This is a genomic window from Kutzneria viridogrisea DSM 43870, assembly GCF_000525635.1.
Classification (GTDB): domain Bacteria; phylum Actinomycetota; class Actinomycetes; order Mycobacteriales; family Pseudonocardiaceae; genus Kutzneria; species Kutzneria viridogrisea.
In genome coordinates, this window is the sequence record NZ_CP007155.1 from 850,520 (window position 1) to 866,363 (window position 15,844).

Annotated in this window: 18 protein-coding genes and 1 tRNA gene; 8 read left to right on the forward strand and 11 right to left on the reverse strand. The window is 70.7% G+C overall.

Annotated elements, in window-relative coordinates:
* Positions 1 to 141 precede the first annotated feature (141 nt).
* The 5 genes from KALB_RS04085 (at position 142) to KALB_RS04100 (ending at position 4,583) form a co-directional block, all read left to right on the forward strand.
* Positions 142 to 1,482 (forward strand): NAD(P)/FAD-dependent oxidoreductase, encoded by a 1,341-nt coding sequence (locus tag KALB_RS04085; protein ID WP_025354452.1) that lies wholly within the window; start codon positions 142 to 144, stop codon positions 1,480 to 1,482.
* 158 nt (positions 1,483 to 1,640) lie between these two features.
* Positions 1,641 to 1,763, forward strand: a complete 123-nt coding sequence (locus KALB_RS49750) for a hypothetical protein (RefSeq protein ID WP_268872236.1) — start codon at positions 1,641 to 1,643, stop codon at positions 1,761 to 1,763.
* Between the two features lie 2 nt (positions 1,764 to 1,765).
* Positions 1,766 to 2,932: an ATP-grasp domain-containing protein gene (locus KALB_RS04090; protein ID WP_025354453.1), complete on the forward strand. Its 1,167-nt coding sequence runs from the start codon at positions 1,766 to 1,768 to the stop codon at positions 2,930 to 2,932.
* 114 nt (positions 2,933 to 3,046) lie between these two features.
* Positions 3,047 to 3,121: transfer RNA gene (locus KALB_RS04095), tRNA-Leu, on the forward strand.
* Positions 3,122 to 3,323: 202 nt separating this feature from the next.
* On the forward strand, positions 3,324 to 4,583 hold the full coding sequence (locus KALB_RS04100; protein ID WP_025354454.1) for an aspartate aminotransferase type Ic: 1,260 nt from the start codon (positions 3,324 to 3,326) through the stop codon (positions 4,581 to 4,583).
* Positions 4,584 to 4,718: 135 nt separating this feature from the next.
* Here the strand turns inward: KALB_RS04100 and KALB_RS04105 are convergent, their stop codons facing one another.
* Positions 4,719 to 5,171 carry a hypothetical protein gene (locus tag KALB_RS04105; RefSeq protein WP_025354455.1) on the reverse strand — a complete coding sequence of 151 codons (453 nt, stop codon included), beginning with the start codon at positions 5,169 to 5,171 and terminating at the stop codon, positions 4,719 to 4,721.
* A complete protein-coding gene (locus KALB_RS04110) occupies positions 5,168 to 5,614 on the reverse strand; it encodes a MerR family transcriptional regulator (RefSeq protein WP_025354456.1) in 447 nt (148 codons plus the stop codon). The genes KALB_RS04105 and KALB_RS04110 overlap by 4 nt, the downstream gene beginning before the upstream one ends.
* A gap of 440 nt (positions 5,615 to 6,054) precedes the next feature.
* Here KALB_RS04110 and KALB_RS04115 point away from each other — a divergent pair, with 440 nt between their 5' ends.
* Both KALB_RS04115 and KALB_RS04120 read left to right on the forward strand, forming a co-directional pair.
* Entirely contained in the window at positions 6,055 to 6,885 is an 831-nt protein-coding gene (locus KALB_RS04115; RefSeq protein ID WP_158510706.1) for a S1 family peptidase, read from the forward strand.
* Between the two features lie 82 nt (positions 6,886 to 6,967).
* Positions 6,968 to 7,870, forward strand: a complete 903-nt coding sequence (locus KALB_RS04120) for an alpha/beta hydrolase (protein ID WP_025354458.1) — start codon at positions 6,968 to 6,970, stop codon at positions 7,868 to 7,870.
* Here the strand turns inward: KALB_RS04120 and KALB_RS04125 are convergent.
* On the reverse strand, positions 7,867 to 9,429 hold the full coding sequence (locus KALB_RS04125; RefSeq protein ID WP_025354459.1) for a Na+/H+ antiporter: 1,563 nt from the start codon (positions 9,427 to 9,429) through the stop codon (positions 7,867 to 7,869). The genes KALB_RS04120 and KALB_RS04125 overlap by 4 nt on opposite strands.
* A gap of 94 nt (positions 9,430 to 9,523) precedes the next feature.
* Positions 9,524 to 10,168, reverse strand: coding sequence for a LuxR C-terminal-related transcriptional regulator (locus KALB_RS04130; RefSeq protein ID WP_025354460.1), 645 nt, complete (start codon positions 10,166 to 10,168; stop codon positions 9,524 to 9,526).
* Positions 10,169 to 10,269: 101 nt separating this feature from the next.
* Here KALB_RS04130 and KALB_RS04135 point away from each other — a divergent pair, with 101 nt between their 5' ends.
* A complete protein-coding gene (locus KALB_RS04135; protein WP_025354461.1) occupies positions 10,270 to 10,485 on the forward strand; it encodes a hypothetical protein in 216 nt (71 codons plus the stop codon).
* Positions 10,486 to 10,628: 143 nt separating this feature from the next.
* Here the strand turns inward: KALB_RS04135 and pqqB are convergent, their stop codons facing one another.
* From pqqB to KALB_RS04165, 7 genes are all read right to left on the reverse strand, one after another.
* Positions 10,629 to 11,513, reverse strand: a complete 885-nt coding sequence (gene pqqB, locus KALB_RS04140) for a pyrroloquinoline quinone biosynthesis protein PqqB (RefSeq protein WP_025354462.1) — start codon at positions 11,511 to 11,513, stop codon at positions 10,629 to 10,631.
* Entirely contained in the window at positions 11,510 to 12,583 is a 1,074-nt protein-coding gene (pqqE, locus tag KALB_RS04145; protein ID WP_025354463.1) for a pyrroloquinoline quinone biosynthesis protein PqqE, read from the reverse strand. Before pqqE ends, pqqB begins: the two co-directional genes overlap by 4 nt.
* Complete coding sequence (pqqD, locus tag KALB_RS04150; RefSeq protein WP_025354464.1) at positions 12,576 to 12,854, reverse strand: pyrroloquinoline quinone biosynthesis peptide chaperone PqqD; 279 nt, start codon at positions 12,852 to 12,854, stop codon at positions 12,576 to 12,578. The genes pqqE and pqqD overlap by 8 nt, the downstream gene beginning before the upstream one ends.
* Positions 12,851 to 13,522, reverse strand: coding sequence for a pyrroloquinoline-quinone synthase PqqC (gene pqqC / locus KALB_RS04155; protein ID WP_236650168.1), 672 nt, complete (start codon positions 13,520 to 13,522; stop codon positions 12,851 to 12,853). The genes pqqD and pqqC overlap by 4 nt, the downstream gene beginning before the upstream one ends.
* A gap of 99 nt (positions 13,523 to 13,621) precedes the next feature.
* On the reverse strand, positions 13,622 to 13,750 hold the full coding sequence (gene pqqA, locus KALB_RS50070; RefSeq protein ID WP_063750744.1) for a pyrroloquinoline quinone precursor peptide PqqA: 129 nt from the start codon (positions 13,748 to 13,750) through the stop codon (positions 13,622 to 13,624).
* A 91-nt stretch (positions 13,751 to 13,841) separates the two neighbouring features.
* The gene (locus KALB_RS04160; RefSeq protein ID WP_025354466.1) at positions 13,842 to 15,032 is read right to left on the reverse strand and encodes a polysaccharide deacetylase family protein; all 1,191 of its coding nucleotides are present in this window, start codon (positions 15,030 to 15,032) and stop codon (positions 13,842 to 13,844) included.
* A 40-nt stretch (positions 15,033 to 15,072) separates the two neighbouring features.
* Positions 15,073 to 15,843, reverse strand: a complete 771-nt coding sequence (locus KALB_RS04165) for a class F sortase (RefSeq protein WP_025354467.1) — start codon at positions 15,841 to 15,843, stop codon at positions 15,073 to 15,075.
* Position 15,844: the final 1 nt, after the last annotated feature.

The following is a 15,844-nucleotide window of genomic DNA, read 5'->3' on the forward strand; positions in this document are numbered from 1 at the left end:
GTGAACCGATTCGGATGTCCGAACGAACTCGGACATCCTGCCGCAACACGCCACTATCCGTGATCGTCATCACGAGCGATTGGCGTCACATCGGGCCGTTTGAGGTCAGCGGCCACTGGCCCTCGGTGCGACCATGAGCGTATGGCGGCAGTGAAGTCGGAACCATCGAGGAACCTACCCAAAAGGATTCTCATTGTCGGCGGCGGTTACGTGGGCATGTACACCGCGCTCGGCCTGCAGAAGAAGCTGCGTTCCCGTGAGGCGTCGGTGACGGTGGTCGACCCGCAGCCGCACATGACCTACCAGCCCTTCCTGCCCGAGGCGGCGGCCGGCTCCATCGAGCCCAGGCACGTCGTGGTGCCGCTGCGCCGCGTGCTCAAGCGCTGCCACGTGCTGACCGGCCGGGTCACCAAGATCGACCACGCGGCGAAGACCGCCACCGTGGAGGCGCTGGACGGCCACATCGAGGAGGTCGGCTACGACACGCTCGTGGTCGCACTGGGCTCGGTGGCCCGCACGCTGCCCATCCCCGGCCTGCCCGAGCGGGGCATCGCGTTCAAGACCATCGGCGAGGCCATCTACCTGCGCAACCACGTGCTCTCCCGGCTGGACCTGGCCTCGACCACCGACGACCCGGAGCTGCGCCGCAGGCTGCTGACCTTCGTGGTCATCGGCGGCGGCTACGCGGGCATCGAGGCGCTGGCCGAGCTGGAGGACATGGCCCGCTACGCCACGCGGTACTACGACACGCTGGACCAGAAGGACATGCGCTGGGTGCTGGTCGAGGCCGCCGGCCGGGTGATGCCCGAGGTGCGGCCGAGCCTGGGCGTGTACACGGTCAAGCAGCTCGAGGAGCGCGGCATCGAGTGCTTCCTGGACACCCGGGTCAAGTCCATGGAGGACGGGCACGTGGTGCTGGACGACGGCACCGAGTTCGACGCCGAGACGATCATCTGGACGGCCGGGGTCAAGGCCAACCCGGTGCTGGCCAACACCGACCTGCCGCTGGACCAGCGCGGCCGGGTGCTGTGCACCGCCGCCATGCAGGTGCAGGGCGTGGACAACGCCTGGGCTGCCGGGGACAACGCCGCGGTGCCGGACCTGTCCAAGACCGACGAGGACCCCGCGGCCACGTGCAGCCCCTCGGCGCAGCACGCCGTGCGCCAGGCCAAGCAGCTGTCCAAGAACATCGTGCGCGTGCTGCGCGGGGGCAAGCCGCGGGTCTACACGCACAAGTACGCCGGTTCGGTGGCCAGCCTGGGGCTCTACAAGGGCGTCGCGGACGTCTACGGGGTCAAGGCCAGGGGCTTCGTGGCCTGGGGCATGCACCGCGCGTACCACGTCAGCCGGATGCCCACCTTCAACCGCAAGGTGCGGGTGGCCTTCGACTGGCTGGGTGCCTGGCTGTTCAAGCGCGAGGTCGTGTCCCTGGGACAGATCAACAACCCGAAGGCGGAGTTCGACAGGGTCACGCGTGGCTGAGAGGTTCCTGTGTATCGGCCCTGAGGGCTTCGTTCTTGATCCTCCAAATGGGCTATGATCCGAATCTGTCTCCTTGACATTGCGTTAGGCGGGTCCGGAAACTACCCCTCGTGGATCGCCTGAACGTGTGATGCGCCACTGGGAAAGAGGTGACCGCGATGTCGATGCAGGAACTGGCCGCCCAGCTCCGCAGCGGCGAGATCCAGGACCAGGCGCTCGCTGACTTCGCCGTCGAGTACGCCAGGGCCGAGCGGATTTCGCGCAGCAAGAAGGACGACTGAGCATGATCGGTGCTGGGCGGGCCCAGTCGGACGGCCCGTTCCAGCCGGTCGTCGGTGGTCCACCCACCGCACCGACCATTCCGGCACCGGCCGCCCCGGTGCCCACCGGCCGACCCACCCCGCTGCTGTTACAGGGCCAGGACTACGTCTTCCGCGCACCCGCGGGCTGTTTCGACTTCCAGGAGCAGATCCACCGCCTCGGCATGGTCGCCGAGGAGGGCGGGGACCCCACGCCCTGCGTGCTGGTGCTGGCCCGCTCGGCGGACATGGAGATGAACGAGCTGTCCATCGCGCTGGCCGAGCGCGGCATCCGGATGGCCCGCATCGACGCCGACCGCTGCCTGGACCTGGCGCTGACGATCTACACCGACACCCCGCTGCTGGAGTTGGACCGCTGGCTGCTGCGGCCGTTACTGGTGTGGCGCAGGCACTTCGAGCTGTCCGCCATGCCGGTGGACCCGCGCACCATCGCCGGGTCCTACGCGCTGGACCAGTGGCGCACCGTCTCCGGCTGGCTGACCGAGCGCACCGACTGGGCGCACGTCAACCCGACCAGGACCACCGGCCACCTCAACCGGCTCACCCAGCTCAGCGACGCCACCGCCTTCGGGCTGCGCACGCCGCGCACCGCGGTGAGCACCCAGCCCGGCCGCAGTCGTCCCGGCGGGGGCGCGTGCATCGTCAAGACCACCGGGCGGCACCTGCTGGAGCCGCGCCCCGGGGTGCAGCACGGGCTGTTCCCGCGCCCGCTGGACACCGCGCGGGCCGGTGACGTGCCCGAGCCCGCACCGGTGATCGTGCAGCAGTACCTCAACGCCGACACCGAGCTGCGCGTGTTCGTGGTCGGCGAGCAGTTGATCGGCTACCAGGTCGACAAGTTCGACCCCGCGCAGCTGTGGGTGGATCCGGACGCGGTGACCGTGCGGCGCACCGAGGTGCCGCCCGCGCTAGCCGACCGGCTGCTGGCGCTGGCCAGGCACTGGAAGCTCCAGGTCGCCGCGTTCGACCTGCTCGTGGTCGACGGGGACCACGTGTTCCTCGAGGTCAACGTCAACTGCGACTGGCGTTGGTTCGAGCACCGCGCGGAGACCACGGAGGTCTCCGACGCCGTGCACCGGTGGGTCGCGGACCGGTTCGGGGAGTTGCTCGGTGGACACCAGTCGCGCTGACCGGGGCGGATTAGGTCGATAGGTGGCGCATTCGCTGGGCCGGGTGGGCGAACACCACACCGGATTGGCCTCAACCATCTCCCGGTGCGGGGCGTGACGCTTTAGGCTCCCCTCGCCCCCGTAGCCCAATCAGGCAGAGGCAGGCCCCTTAAAAGGGTCAGAGTGTCGGTTCGAGTCCGATCGGGGGCACTCAGAGTGATCTTGGAAATATCTGCGCTGACCTGGGTTAACGCGGTCAGGCGATGATCTTGTGATGAGTCACCACGGCCGGGCTGGCCGAAAGTGTGGTCCAGGGCACGGCGGGCGGGGCTTTCTCTTGCTGCCACAAGCAGTCGGTACTCGGGGGTAGCCGCGCGGTACCCCGTGCCCCGCGTCTGGAACCATCTCTGCAATGACGCTCCCGACCGAACAACTGGCTGGTCGGCTGGAGGGTCTCCGCGAGGAGCACCGCCAGCTGATCGCGCAGGGCCTGTCGCTGGACCTCACCCGGGGCAAGCCGTCCTCGGCGCAGTTGGACCTGTCAGCCCCGCTGCTGTCCCTGCCGGGCGAGGGGGACTACCGGGCCGCCGACGGCACCGACTGCCGCAACTACGGCGTGCTGCAGGGCCTTCCCGAACTGCGTGAGCTGTGGGGCGGCCTGCTCAACGTGCCCGCCGCGCAGCTGATCTCCGGTGGCAACTCCAGCCTCGCGCTGATGCACGACAGCGTGGTCGCCGCGTTGCTGCTGGGCACCACCGACGGCCCCCGCTGGGTGGACACCCCCGGTGTGGCCTTCCTGTGCCCGGTCCCCGGTTACGACCGGCACTTCGGGCTGTGCGAGAAGCTGGGCATCGAGCTGATCCCGGTGCCGCTCACCGAGGAGGGGCCCGACCTGGACGTGGTCAAGCGCCTGGTCGCCGAGGACGCGCGGATCAAGGGCATGTGGTGCGTGCCCACGTACAGCAACCCCACCGGGGCCACCTACTCCGAGCGCACCATCCGCGAGCTGGCCGCGATGCCGACCGCCGCGCCGGACTTCCGGCTGTTCTGGGACAACGCGTACGCCATCCACCACCTCACCGAGGACGAGGTCACCATCCCCGACGTGCTGGGGCTGTGCGCCGAGGCGGGCAACCCGGACCGGGCCTTCCTGTTCGCCTCCACCTCGAAGATCACCAACGCGGGCAGCGGCGTGAGCTTCTTCGGCTCCTCGCCCGCGAACGTGAAGTGGCTGCTGGGGCATCTGAGCAAGCGCACCATCGGACCCGACAAGATCAACGAGCTGCGGCACATGCGGTTCCTGCCCGATGCCGAGGCCGTGCGTGCGCACATGCGCCGCCATCGCGACATCCTGGCGCCCAAGTTCGAGCTCGTGCGGCAGATCCTGGCCGAGGAACTGGGCGGCCTGGGCATCGCCAGCTGGACCGAGCCCGCGGGCGGCTACTTCATCAGCCTGGACGTGCCCGAGGGCACCGCGAGCCGGGTCGTGGAGCTGGCCAAGCAGGCCGGTGTCGCGCTCACCCCCGCCGGGGCGACCTACCCGTACGGCAAGGAGGAGCGGGACAGCAACATCCGAATCGCCCCCAGCTTCCCCCCGCTGGACGAGCTGGCCGCCGCCACCCGCGTGCTGGCCACCTGCGTCAAGCTGGCCGCCGCCGAGCGCACGGCATAGGAAGATCGCCCGCTCTACCCATGAACATCCCCCGCCACTCCCTGGGGGGCGACCCCGGCTCCAGTCTACCGCCCCGCCCCGACAGTTGATCTTGCTCAAGATCCACATGTGGGTAACTCGGCGGCTGTGGACAACTCACGGGTAGCGCGTGCGCCGGGCCGGTCTGGCCAGTGACCGGGCCCGGCGCACCAGCTCGTCGATGACGGCGTCCTCCGCGGTGGGCGCGCGGCCGGTGACCGGCTCGCAGCAGCTCGGCTTCGTCCGGCGGGTGCGGTCGGTGGGCACGATGCCCACGAGCTTGTACAGGGCCTGGTAGACGTCAACCCCCGGATCGGTGTCGTGCGCGCCCACTAGCACGATCCAGGCGCGGTCGGCCCGTTCGAAGGCCACCACCACGCGGTCGTTGCCGCGCAGGTGCCGCACGCACAGCCTGGGCAGCGGCTCCGGGCCGGTGACCCGGTAGCCCAGCGCGGCGCAGCCCCGGTGCGCCAGTTCGTCCAGGAAGCCCTCGTAGGCCTTGCGCGCAGGCCCACGCAGTCCGGCGGCCTGGGCCTCGGCGATCCTGGTCTCGACTACCTCGATGGTCACTTGGTGCGGACCACGCGTCCGTTCCCCTCGGCCATCTGGTTCAGGCTCTCGGACAGGTCGGCCCGGTCGAGCAGGGCCTGGTCGGACAGCCTGCGGTGCACCTCGTCGAGCAGGCCCCTGGTGCGGCCCAGTCCGCGCAGCTCGCGGACCAGCCGCAGCACCTCGTGTACCCGCTGGGGTTCCAGCCGCATCGTCGGCTCGGCCTCGCTGATCACCAGCACGCCCTCGTTCGCCCAGGCCCGCACGGTCTTCTCGGTCAGCTCCAGCAGGTCGGCGGCGACCACGGGGCGGATCGGTCTGGCGGAGGCCAGCAGGTCGGCGGCGACGCCGTAGAGCTTGGAGCGACCGGGCGCCCCGGAGGGCAGCGAACCGGCGACCTCCTCGATGGCGTCCACGTTCTCCATCAGCCGCTGGGTCTGTTCCTTCTCGATGCCGACGGACATAGCCGCCTCCTCCCAGTCACTACCGATTATCGGGCATGAATTCGATACCTGCAAGTGATCCGGTTGGTCCTGCTCGGCACCCGGTTGGCCGCCGAGGGCCTGGTCGGCTTGCCGCAGCCGCTCACTCGCTCCGAAGGCGGCGCCGGGTCCACTGCCCGCGAGGGCCGGACCTGTTGTCGGGAAAAAAGTCCACTGTGGACTGTGCTGTGGTGGTGGAAGTCGCTGGCGGTGTGTGGACAACGCCGAGGTGGGGGCTACGTCAACACGTCCGTGGAGGCTGCGTGTGGGTGGGTCACCCCGTGCGGGTGGTCCTCGCTCAAGATCGCTCCACGTGAAACCGAGGTTAAGTGGTCACTACTCGTCGGTAGTGGGTAGCGGTACCTCGCACGCTCGGGTGAGGCTGTGGACCCCTGATTCCTGAGTGAGATCGGATGGTCACCGTGGGTAGTGAACTTCGGCGGCTTGGCAGCGCGACCCTGCTCGCGGGCGTCCTGACCGCGATGGCGGCCCCCGGGGCGCAGGCCGCCCCCATGGCGGCACTGGTGACAGCCCAGGCCACGTTGGACGCGGTCACCGGCGTGCCCAACACCGCCTGGGGCGTGGACGAGTCCAGCCACCAACTCGTGGTCACCATCTCCGACCAGGCGAAGGGCCCCGGCATGGGGCGCCTGCTGGACCTGGTCCGCGGCATGGGCCCGCTCGCCCGCGTGCGGCACACGGCGCGGCCGCTGAGCCCGCAACTGCTCGGCGGCCAGGAGATCCGCACCGACACGAGCATCTGCTCGGCGGGGTTCAACGTCACCAAGGGCGGCCAGCTCTACGTGCTCACCGCGGGCCACTGCACCCAGGGCGGCGGGGACTGGCAGGGCCTTGGCCCCACGGCGGGCTCGGTCTTCCCTGGCAGCGACCACGGGCTCATCCGCAACGACACGGGGGACGGGCCCGGCGAGGTGGACCGCTACGACGGCGGCACGCAGCGGATCAGCACGGTGGGCAACGCCCGGGTCGGTGAGCAGGCCTGCAAGAGCGGGCGGACCACCGGCCTGACCTGCGGGCAGGTCACCGGCCTGAACCGGACCGTGAACTACGGCAACGGCCAGGTGGTGCGCGGGCTGATCGAGGCACGGGTGCACTGCGAGGGCGGGGACAGCGGCGGCGCCCTGTTCGACGGCGGCACCGCGCTGGGCACCGTGTCCGGTGGGGACAGCAGCACCACGTACTTCCAGCCGGTCGGGCCCGCCCTCAGCGCCTACGGGGTGACCCTCGCCTGAGGTACGGCGCGTCGTGACTCGGGTCACGGGCCAGGCCGGGTGCTGGGGTACCGTCGGGGCCCGACCCGGCAGAAGAGAAGGCATGCCCAGTCCCGAGTTCGAGGCCCTGTTGGCCGCGATCACGGCCAGTCCGCGCCCGGAACCGGCCGCGGGTGCGGAGGGGCTGCGTGCGGCACGGGCGGCGATGGACCTGGCGCTGGGCGCCATCCCGCTGGCCGAGGGCGTGGTCGTCGGCGAGACCAACGCGCAGGGCACGCCCTCGGTGTGGGTGCGCCCGACCGGGGCCGCCATGGACCGGGTGGTGCTGTACTTCCACGGTGGCGGTTTCCGCGCCGGGTCGGCGGCGGCGTTCAGCGGGTTCGCCTCGCAGATCGCGGTGACCCTGGGCGTGCCGCTGCTGGTGCTGGACTACCGGCTGGCCCCCGAGCACCCGTTCCCGGCTGCCGTCGAGGACTGCCGGCTCGCCTACGAGTGGGTACTGGACGAGGGCTACGCGCCGCACCGGGTCGCGTTCCTCGGCGACACCAGCGGCGGCGGGCTGGCTCTGTCCACGCTGCTCGCCGCCAGGGACGCGGGTGTGCCGCAACCGGCGGCGGCGGCCTGCCTGTCCCCGATCCTGGACCTGACCGCCAGCGCGGACTCCTACCGGCGGTTCGCCGAGCACGACCCGATCGGCGGCCGTGCCCAGGTGCTGTCCTCGGCCGCCGACTACCTCAACGGCACCGACCCGCGGGACCCGCTCGCCTCCCCGCTGTACAGCGACCTGTCCGGACTGGCCCCGGTGCTCGTGCAGGCCGGTGACCGCGAGGTGCTCGTGGACGACGCCGCGGAACTGGTGGACCGGATCACCAAGGCGGGCGGTCGTGCCGTGCTGGACCTGTGGCCGGACCTGATCCAGTTCTGGCACCTGTTCGCGCCCGACGTGCCCGAGTCCACCGCCGCCCTGCTCGCCGTGGCCGACTTCCTCTACACGCACCTGTCCTAGAGGTCGTCCAGCCGAGCCGATTCCAGGTCGATGGTGCGTTGCAGGCGGCGGCGCGTGCCGTCGTCGATCGTGCCCGCCTCGTACAACCGGGTCAGCTCGGCGGTCTCCACCGACAGCAGTTCCCTGCGCAGTGAGCGGTAGACCGCTGCGGCCGAAGGGCTCTGCGGTGCCTCGCCGTGCTCGTGGTTGGTGTGCTCGATGCGCGCCCGCAGGTTCTGCCGCAACCGTTCCAGTACGGCGTCCGGCGCCGCCTCGAGATCGGCCAGGTGCTCCAGATGAGCAAGGCTCGCTTCCGCCAGGTGCAACTCGGCCACGGTCCGCTCGCGCCGGGACTCGGCAGGTGTCCTGGCCACGCCCGCGCGGCGTACCAGTGGCGCCAGGGTGAAGCCCTGCACCACCAGGGTGATCACGATGACGGTGGTCGCCAGCGCCAGCACCAGGTTGCGTTGCGGCACAGGGGTTCCGTCGTCAGCGGCGATCGGGATGGACAGCACGGCGGCCAGCGGCACCACCCCGCGTGCCCCGGCCCAGGACACCACGGTGGACATGCGCCAGTTGACCTTCCGTGAGCCCTGCCGCAGCTGCATGACCCAGCCCAGCGGGAACACCCACAGGAACCGCACGGCGATCAGCGCCAGGGTGATCAGCAGCGCCTGCCAGGGCCAGTCCGGGTCGGTGCCCGCCAGCGCCCGGATCAGCTCGGGCAGTTGCAGCCCGATCAGGCTGAACACCACGCTCTCCAAGATGAAGATCACCGTGCTGTACACGGCATCCACCTGGAGCCGGATGTGCGCGGTGGTCATCCGGTGCGCCTGCGTGCCCAGCACCACGCTGGCCACCACCACGGCGGTCACCCCGGAGCTGTGCAGGCTCTCCGCGAGCACGTACGCGGCGTACGGGCTGACCAGCGCGATCACCGTCTCCAGCACCGGGTCCACCGTGCGCCGCCGGATCAGCACGATGCCCAGGGCCACCAGCAGCCCGACGCCGACCCCGCCCCCGGCCAGCAGCAGGAACTGCCCTCCGGTGCTCGCGAAGGACACCGCGCCGCCCGCCACCGCCGCCGACACCGCCAGCCGGAACAGCACCAGGCTCGTCGCGTCGTTGAACAGGCTCTCCGCCTGCACCAGCACCTGCACCCTGGGCGGCAGCGACAGCCGCCTGCCCAGCGCGGTCACCGCGACCGGGTCGGTGCTGGCCAGTACCGCGCCCAGTACGAAGGCCATGCTCGCGGGCAGTGGGGCCACCAGCGCGGCGACCAGTCCCACGGCCGCCGCCGAGGCCAGCACCAGGCCGACCGCCAGCACGGTGACCGGCCGCCACACCGCCCGCAGGTCCCGCCAGGAGGTCTCCTCACCGGCGGCGTAGAGCAGGGGCGGCAGCACCACGAGGCTGACCAGTTCGGGTGTCACGGTGATCGGCGGTACGCCCGGCAGCACGCCGACCACGAGTCCGGCGACCACGAGCAGCGAGGGGGCGGGGATGCGCAACCGCCTCGCCGAGGTGGCGACCACGGTGGCCAGCACCACGAGGAAGAGAACGGTCTCCACACTGCGCATGCCCCGAAGCCCTTCGCCGTCGACAGTTGCCCGCCGACCAGACTTCCCGGCACACCAGCGCGGACCCTATCAACCACGCCACCCGATCAGGTGGTTATCCGTTGAGGTAGGTGAGCACGGCGAGCACCCGCCGGTTGTCGTCCTCGGACTGGGTCAGGTTCAGCTTGGTGAAGATGTTGTTGGTGTGCTTGCCGATCGCCTTCTCGGTGACGAACAGCCGTGAGGCGATCGCCGCGTTCGACCGGCCCTCGGCCATCAGCCCGAGGACCTCCCGCTCGCGGGGAGTGAGACTGCCCAGCGGCTCGTCCCGCGCCCGGCTGGTGAGCAGCTGGGCGACCACCTCCGGGTCCAGTGCGGTGCCGCCCGCCGCCACCCGGCGGACCGAGTCGATGAACTGCGCGACGTCGGCGACCCGGTCCTTGAGCAGGTAGCCCACCGCGCCCCGGCGGTCGGACATCAGCTCGCGGGCGTAGAGCTGCTCCACGTACTGGGACAGCACCAGGATCGGCAGGCCGGGCACCTGCTCCCTGGCCTTGATCGACATGCGCAGGCCCTCGTCGGTGAACGTCGGTGGCAGCCGCACGTCGACGACGGCCACGTCCGGGCGGTGCGTGAGCAGGGCCTGTAACAGGGACGGGCCGTTGTCCACGGCCTCGACGACCTCGCAGTCGTGTGCGGACAACAGCCTGATCAGACCGTCGCGCAGCAGTACGAGATCCTCGGCGATGACGACACGCAGCACCGCGTGAGCTAACCACGTCCGGCCCTGCGGCGTCCCGGGGGTGACCGGTGCGCCACAATGATCATCGTTCGCGCCCGCACCACGGAGATGAGGTCGACATGTCGTTGCGCGCTGTACGGCGGGTCGTGCTCGCCGTCTCCGTGGCGCTGGTGGTGGCCACCTGCGTGATCTTCGCCGCGGTCGGCGGCAGGCACGCGCACAGCCCCGGGCACCACGCCGACCCGAACCGGAGCGCGGTGGAGCGCCTGGTCAACCGGGTCGGCGACCGGATGGGCATCGTGCGCGTCTACGAGCGACCCGCGCATGAGCGCTAGCCGGGCGTAGCGCCGCTACGGCTTGTCCACAGGCGGCGTCCTGTCCACATGTGGATCTTGAGCAAGATCAACTGTCGGGGTGGGGCGGTAGACTGGAGCCGGGGTCGCCCCCCAGGGAGTGGTGGGGGACGTTCACAGGTAGGTCAGCAGTTGAGCACCGTTCCGTCGGGCACGATCTCCACTCCGGCGGCGGTCAGTTGGGCGCGTTCGGCGGAGTCGGGGTCCAGCGCCGGGTTGGTGTTGTTGAGGTGCGTGTAGATCCGCCGCACCCCGGGGTGGCGGCGCAGCGCCTCGAGACTGCCGCCGGGGCCGAGCATCGGTAGGTGGCCCATGGCGGACTGGCCCTTGGAACTGCCCGTAGCGGCGCCCATCTCGTCGGGGCGGGCGAAGGTGCCGTCCACGAACGCGATGCTGGCGCCGGTGAGCAGGCCCTCGGGCCAGGAAGCCAGGCACGGGGCGTAGACGAGCACGCCTCCGGTGGCGGGGTCCTCGACGCGGTAGGCGAGCACCCAGGTGTCGTCCACAGTGGACTGACCGGCGTACTTGGGGCGCTTGCTGCCGACCGGCACGGGGATGGCGCGCAGCCCGCCGGCGAGGTCGAAGGCCTTGCCGGGCAAGGACTCCGTCCAGGTCCAGCCCGCGTAGCGGTCGAGCACGGCGCGCAGTCCGAGATCGGCGCGCAGCGCGTCGAGAGCGTTGCGCGGGGCGAAGGCCTGCTGGCCGCCACCCTCGCGCAGTACGAACAGGCCCAGCGTGTGGTCGAGTTCGGCGTCGGTGAGCAGCACGCCGCGCAGCGGGGTGTCGCGGCGGCCGGGGCCGGGCGTGAACTCGGGCGCGGAGACGAGTTGGCCGCGGATGTCGGGGGAGGCGTTGAGCAGCCACCAGTCCTGGCCGTTCCCGCTGACGGCCAGGCAGTCCTGGGTCCGTGCGGGCAGTGCACCCGCACGGACCTTGGCGCACTGCGCGCAGGCGCAGTTCCACTGCGGGAAGCCGCCACCGGCGGCAGTGCCCAGCACGAGGACCTTCACGTGGTCACCTGCCTCATGACGAACTCGGGGCGCTGCGGGGTGATCTCCTCGGTGAGGATGGTTTGTATCAGGTGGTGGTGGGGGGACAGGGTGCAGACGGGGTCGGTGTTGGTGGCGTCGCCGGTGAGTTGGAAGGCTTGGCAGCGGCAGCCGCCGTGGTCGATGGTGTTGCGGGGGCAGCTGCGGCAGGGGTCGCGCATCCAGTCGGTGCCGCGGTAGGCGGTGAAGGACCGGGACTGGTACCAGATCTGGGCTAGTGGGGTGTGGGTGGCGTTCTCGACCGGGAGGTCGGTGAGTGCGGTGGCGGCGGGGCAGGGTAGGACGTCGCCGTTGGGGGTGACGGTCAGTTGGCGGGCGGCCCAGCCGTGCATGCAGGGTTTGGGGGTGGCCTGGTGGTAGTCGGCCAGGACGTAGACGATGTCCATCCGGCTGCGGGCCTGGGCGGCGGCCACGACGGGTGCGGCCGCGGCGAGTTGCGCGGGGGTGGGTAGCAGGGCGGCGCGGTTGCGTAGGGCCCAGCCGTAGTACTGGGTGTTGGCCAGTTCCAGGCGGTCGGCGCCCAGTTGTTCGGCCAGGTCGATGATGGCGGGGAGGTGGTCGAGGTTGGCGCGGTGCAGCACGACGTTGATGGTTAAGGGGAGTCCGGCGGTGGTGATCAGGTCGGCGGCGCGGCGTTTGTGCTCGACGGCTTTGGTGCCGGCGATGCGGGTGGCGGTGGCGGGGTCGGCGTCCTGGATGGACAGCTGCACGTGGTCCAGGCCGCGGTCGATCAGGTCGGCCAGCCGGTGCGGGGTCAGGCCCAGGCCGCTGGTGACCAGGTTGGTGTAGCAGCCCAGGTGGTGGGCGTGGCCGAGGATCTCGGGTAGGTCGGGGCGGGCCAGGGGTTCCCCGCCGGACAGGTGGACTTGCAGGACGCCGAGGTCGCGGGCCTGGTCGAGGATGTGCCGCCAGGTGGGGGTGTCCAGTTCGTTCTCGCGGCGGACCAGGTCCAGGGGGTTGGCGCAGTAGGGGCAGTGCAGGGGGCAGCGGTGGGTCAGTTCGGCCAGCAGGCCCAGGGGTGGTTCAGTCAAGGTCCACCACCCTGCGGGCGGCCAGCCGGGTCAGCAGGTCGAGGATGTCGGTGGCCTGGACGCCGTGGAACTCGGTGGCCAGGGTGTGGGTGATGGCCGCGATGCTGGTGGCCCCGTCGCAGGCGTCCAGGACCGCGGAGGCGGTGGGGTTGAGCAGCAGCACGCCCTCGGGGAACAGGACGACGTCGGTGTCGCGGGTGCGGTCGTAGGCGCAGCGGACGCCGCGGCGCAGTCGGGGGATGGCCTGGGGGGTGGCGTGGGGGGTGGTCATGAGTAGTAGTCCACGGTGTCCAGGATCGCGCGCAGGACGTCGCATTTGAAGGTCAGGGCGGCGATGGCGGCGTGTTGTTGGGCGCGGGTGGTGGCGTGTTCGACGACGAGGTCGAGGGTGGTGGTGCCCTCGTCGGCGATGACGGTGAGGCGGGAGGTGAAGTAGGCGAAGCCGTCCTCGGCGATCCAGGGGTACTGTTCGCGCATGTCGGCCAGGCGGCGGCGCATCAGGCCGGGGGAGAACATTTCGGTGAGGCCGGAGGCGACCGATTCCAGCCAGGGTTTGGTGCGGGCGAAGGTGAGGTAGGCGTCCACGGCGAAGCGGACTCCGGGTAGGACGTGGCGTTCGTCGAGGACTTCGGTGCGGTCCAGGCCGAGGGCTTCGGCCATGCGGAGCCAGTTCTCGGTGCCGCCGGTGTCGGGGCGGTCGCCGTCGTGGTAGGTGATGCGGTCCAGCCAGTGTCGGCGGATGTGGGGGAGTGGGCAGTTGGCCAGGATCGCGGCGTCTTTCTGGGGCAGGCTGCGTTGGTAGTACCAGCGGTTGGCGGCCCAGGACTGGAGTTCGTGTTTGCTCAGCAGGCCCTGGTGCAGCCGCTGGTGAAACGGATGATCATGCCAGTAGCGCGGTGCGAGCGCGCGGAGTTCGCCGACGAACTGCTCGGCGGGCAACGGTTCGTGAGTGGTCGTCACGGGAGCTCCCTGCGGGTGTGGGCAGCACCCGGGACGGGACCGCGCAGGCGGTCCCGCCACGAGTGCTCACTGGTCGACTCAGGCGCGGCCGGAGTACGCCGTGACTTCCATCGGCGTGTCGTACTCGCTGAAGTCGGGCCTGACCCACACGGGAAGGGACTTGTCCTCGGTCTGCTCGGTGCGGACCTGCAACTCGCTCGCGGACATCGCTCACTCCTCAGATCACATCGGTCATCGAGAGGCGCGGCGGAGTCCTCACACTAGGGGAAAACCCTTTCTGGGCGCTACGGGTCGAGCACTAGTTGTGCGCGGCGGGCAGCTTGCGGAAGGCGTCCAGCACGGCGGGGTCCTGCAACTGCATCCACTGGATCACCTGGCTGTAGGTGGCGCAGACGGTCTCCGGCTTGGTGCAGGTCTCGGACATGAAGTCCTGCACGGCGGTGGAGAAGGCGCCGCCGGCCCACTCGTTGAAGTGGTTGGCCACCACCAGCGGGGCCCGGTTCCCGTTGTAGGCGGCCAGGTACGTCGAGCGGTAGGTGTCCAGCACGATCGGGCTGAACTCCGGGCCGCGGGCGTCGTCGCCCTCCTTGGCCCCGTCCAGCACGTACCAGAAGTTGAAGTCCATCATGACGACCTTGCGGTCCAGTGCGGGGATGCGCACCTCGGGCAGCGGGAACTCCCACATGCCCCGGTCCACCGTGGGCCAGGTGACGCCGAAGGACACGTGACTGGTGTCGTAGACGTAGTTGTGCGCGTGGGCGGCCGGGAACAGCTGGTCCCAGTTGCCCTCCAGGCAGGGCGTGCGCCCACCCTTGATCATCTCGGGGGTGATCCGCAGCCCGCGGGCGTCCAGTGCGCGCAGGTACCGGTCGAACTGGTCGATCTCGGAGTTCCAGCCCGCCGTGGACCAGGAGCCGACCGGGGCGCCCTCGCCCTCGCAGAAGTGGCCGTTGTAGTGCGTGCCGAACTCGTGGCCCGCGTCCAGCGCGTCGTTGAGGTACTTGATCCGGGCGGTGATGTCGGCGGGCGAGCCGCCGAAGCCGATGGCGCTCTCCCCGGGCTTGTGCCCCGGCCCGGTGTACTGGTTCGCCTGGTCCTCGGAGAGCAGGTACACCCCGGACAGCATCGCGGTGACCCGCGCCCCGGTGCGCTTGGCGATCGGGGTGATGGCCTCCCAGTGCTTGGCCGACACCCCGCCGTCGAAGGAGAACAGCACGAACTGCGGGGGCTTCTCCCCGGGCTTGAGCTTGCGCATCCAGGCGGGCTGTTGACCGGTGGGCGCGGGCAGGGTCGGCGTGGGACCGGCCGGTGCGGGCTGTCCCAGCGGGGTGATCGGCCCCGGGGTGGTGGTCGTCGTCGGTGTGGCGCTGGTCTGCGCGGCGGCGTTCTGCGCCGTCCCGTCGTCCTTGCCCATCACGATCACCATGACCACCGCGAGCACCAGTGCCGTCGCGGTCGTCAGCCAGCCCAGCCGCTTCCCCGTCCCCATACCTGGTCTGACGACCGGGCACGGGGACGGGTTGCTCGGTTCAGCTCGCCGGTGTGGCGATCACAACGCGGTTCTGGTCGTAGCCCAGCGCGCCGCCGACCCACTGGCCGCCGCAGGTGACCAGCACCAGCCGGTGCGGGCCGTCCTGCCCGAACAGTTGCTGGGCGTGCTGCGGCAGGTTGTCCTTGTTCACCGTCAGCACCTCGCTGACGGTGAACCGCAGCGGCTTGCCCGATGCGTCCAGCACGGTGACGGTCTGGCCCTGGTTGGCGCCCCACAGCTCGGCGAACGGGCCGACCGTGCCCTCCCAGTTGATGTGCCCGGCGATCAGCGTGGCCCCGGACTTGGCGGCCAGGTCCGCGCCCCACAGCGCCGCCTTGCTCACCCCGTTGGGGACCTGGAGCGTGCCGTCACCGCCCACCGAGCTGCGGACCAGCTCGGCGAGCCCGCCCTTGGGCAGCAGCACGGAGTTGGCGCGCGGCTGCACCGGCTGGGCGGGCTGCTGGGGTTGCTGCGGCGGGCCGGTGATCGGCGGTGGTGTCGCCGAGCCGGGCGGGGCCTGTGCGGGCGCGTTCTGCGGCTGCGGGGTGGCGGTCGAGGCCGCGCTCGCCGCCATCGCCGTGCCGCGCACCTGCTGGCCCTGGGCGATCAGCGTGGCGCCCGCCGCTGCCACGATCATGGTCAGCCCGAGCGCGCCGCTGATCGCGGTACCGGCCGCCGCGGCCGGGGTCCGGTACCGGGAGCGTGGTGCGAGCGGGAACCCGCCGGCCGATTCCGGCCAGCGGGTCCTCCGTGCGCTGTGGCGTCCCACC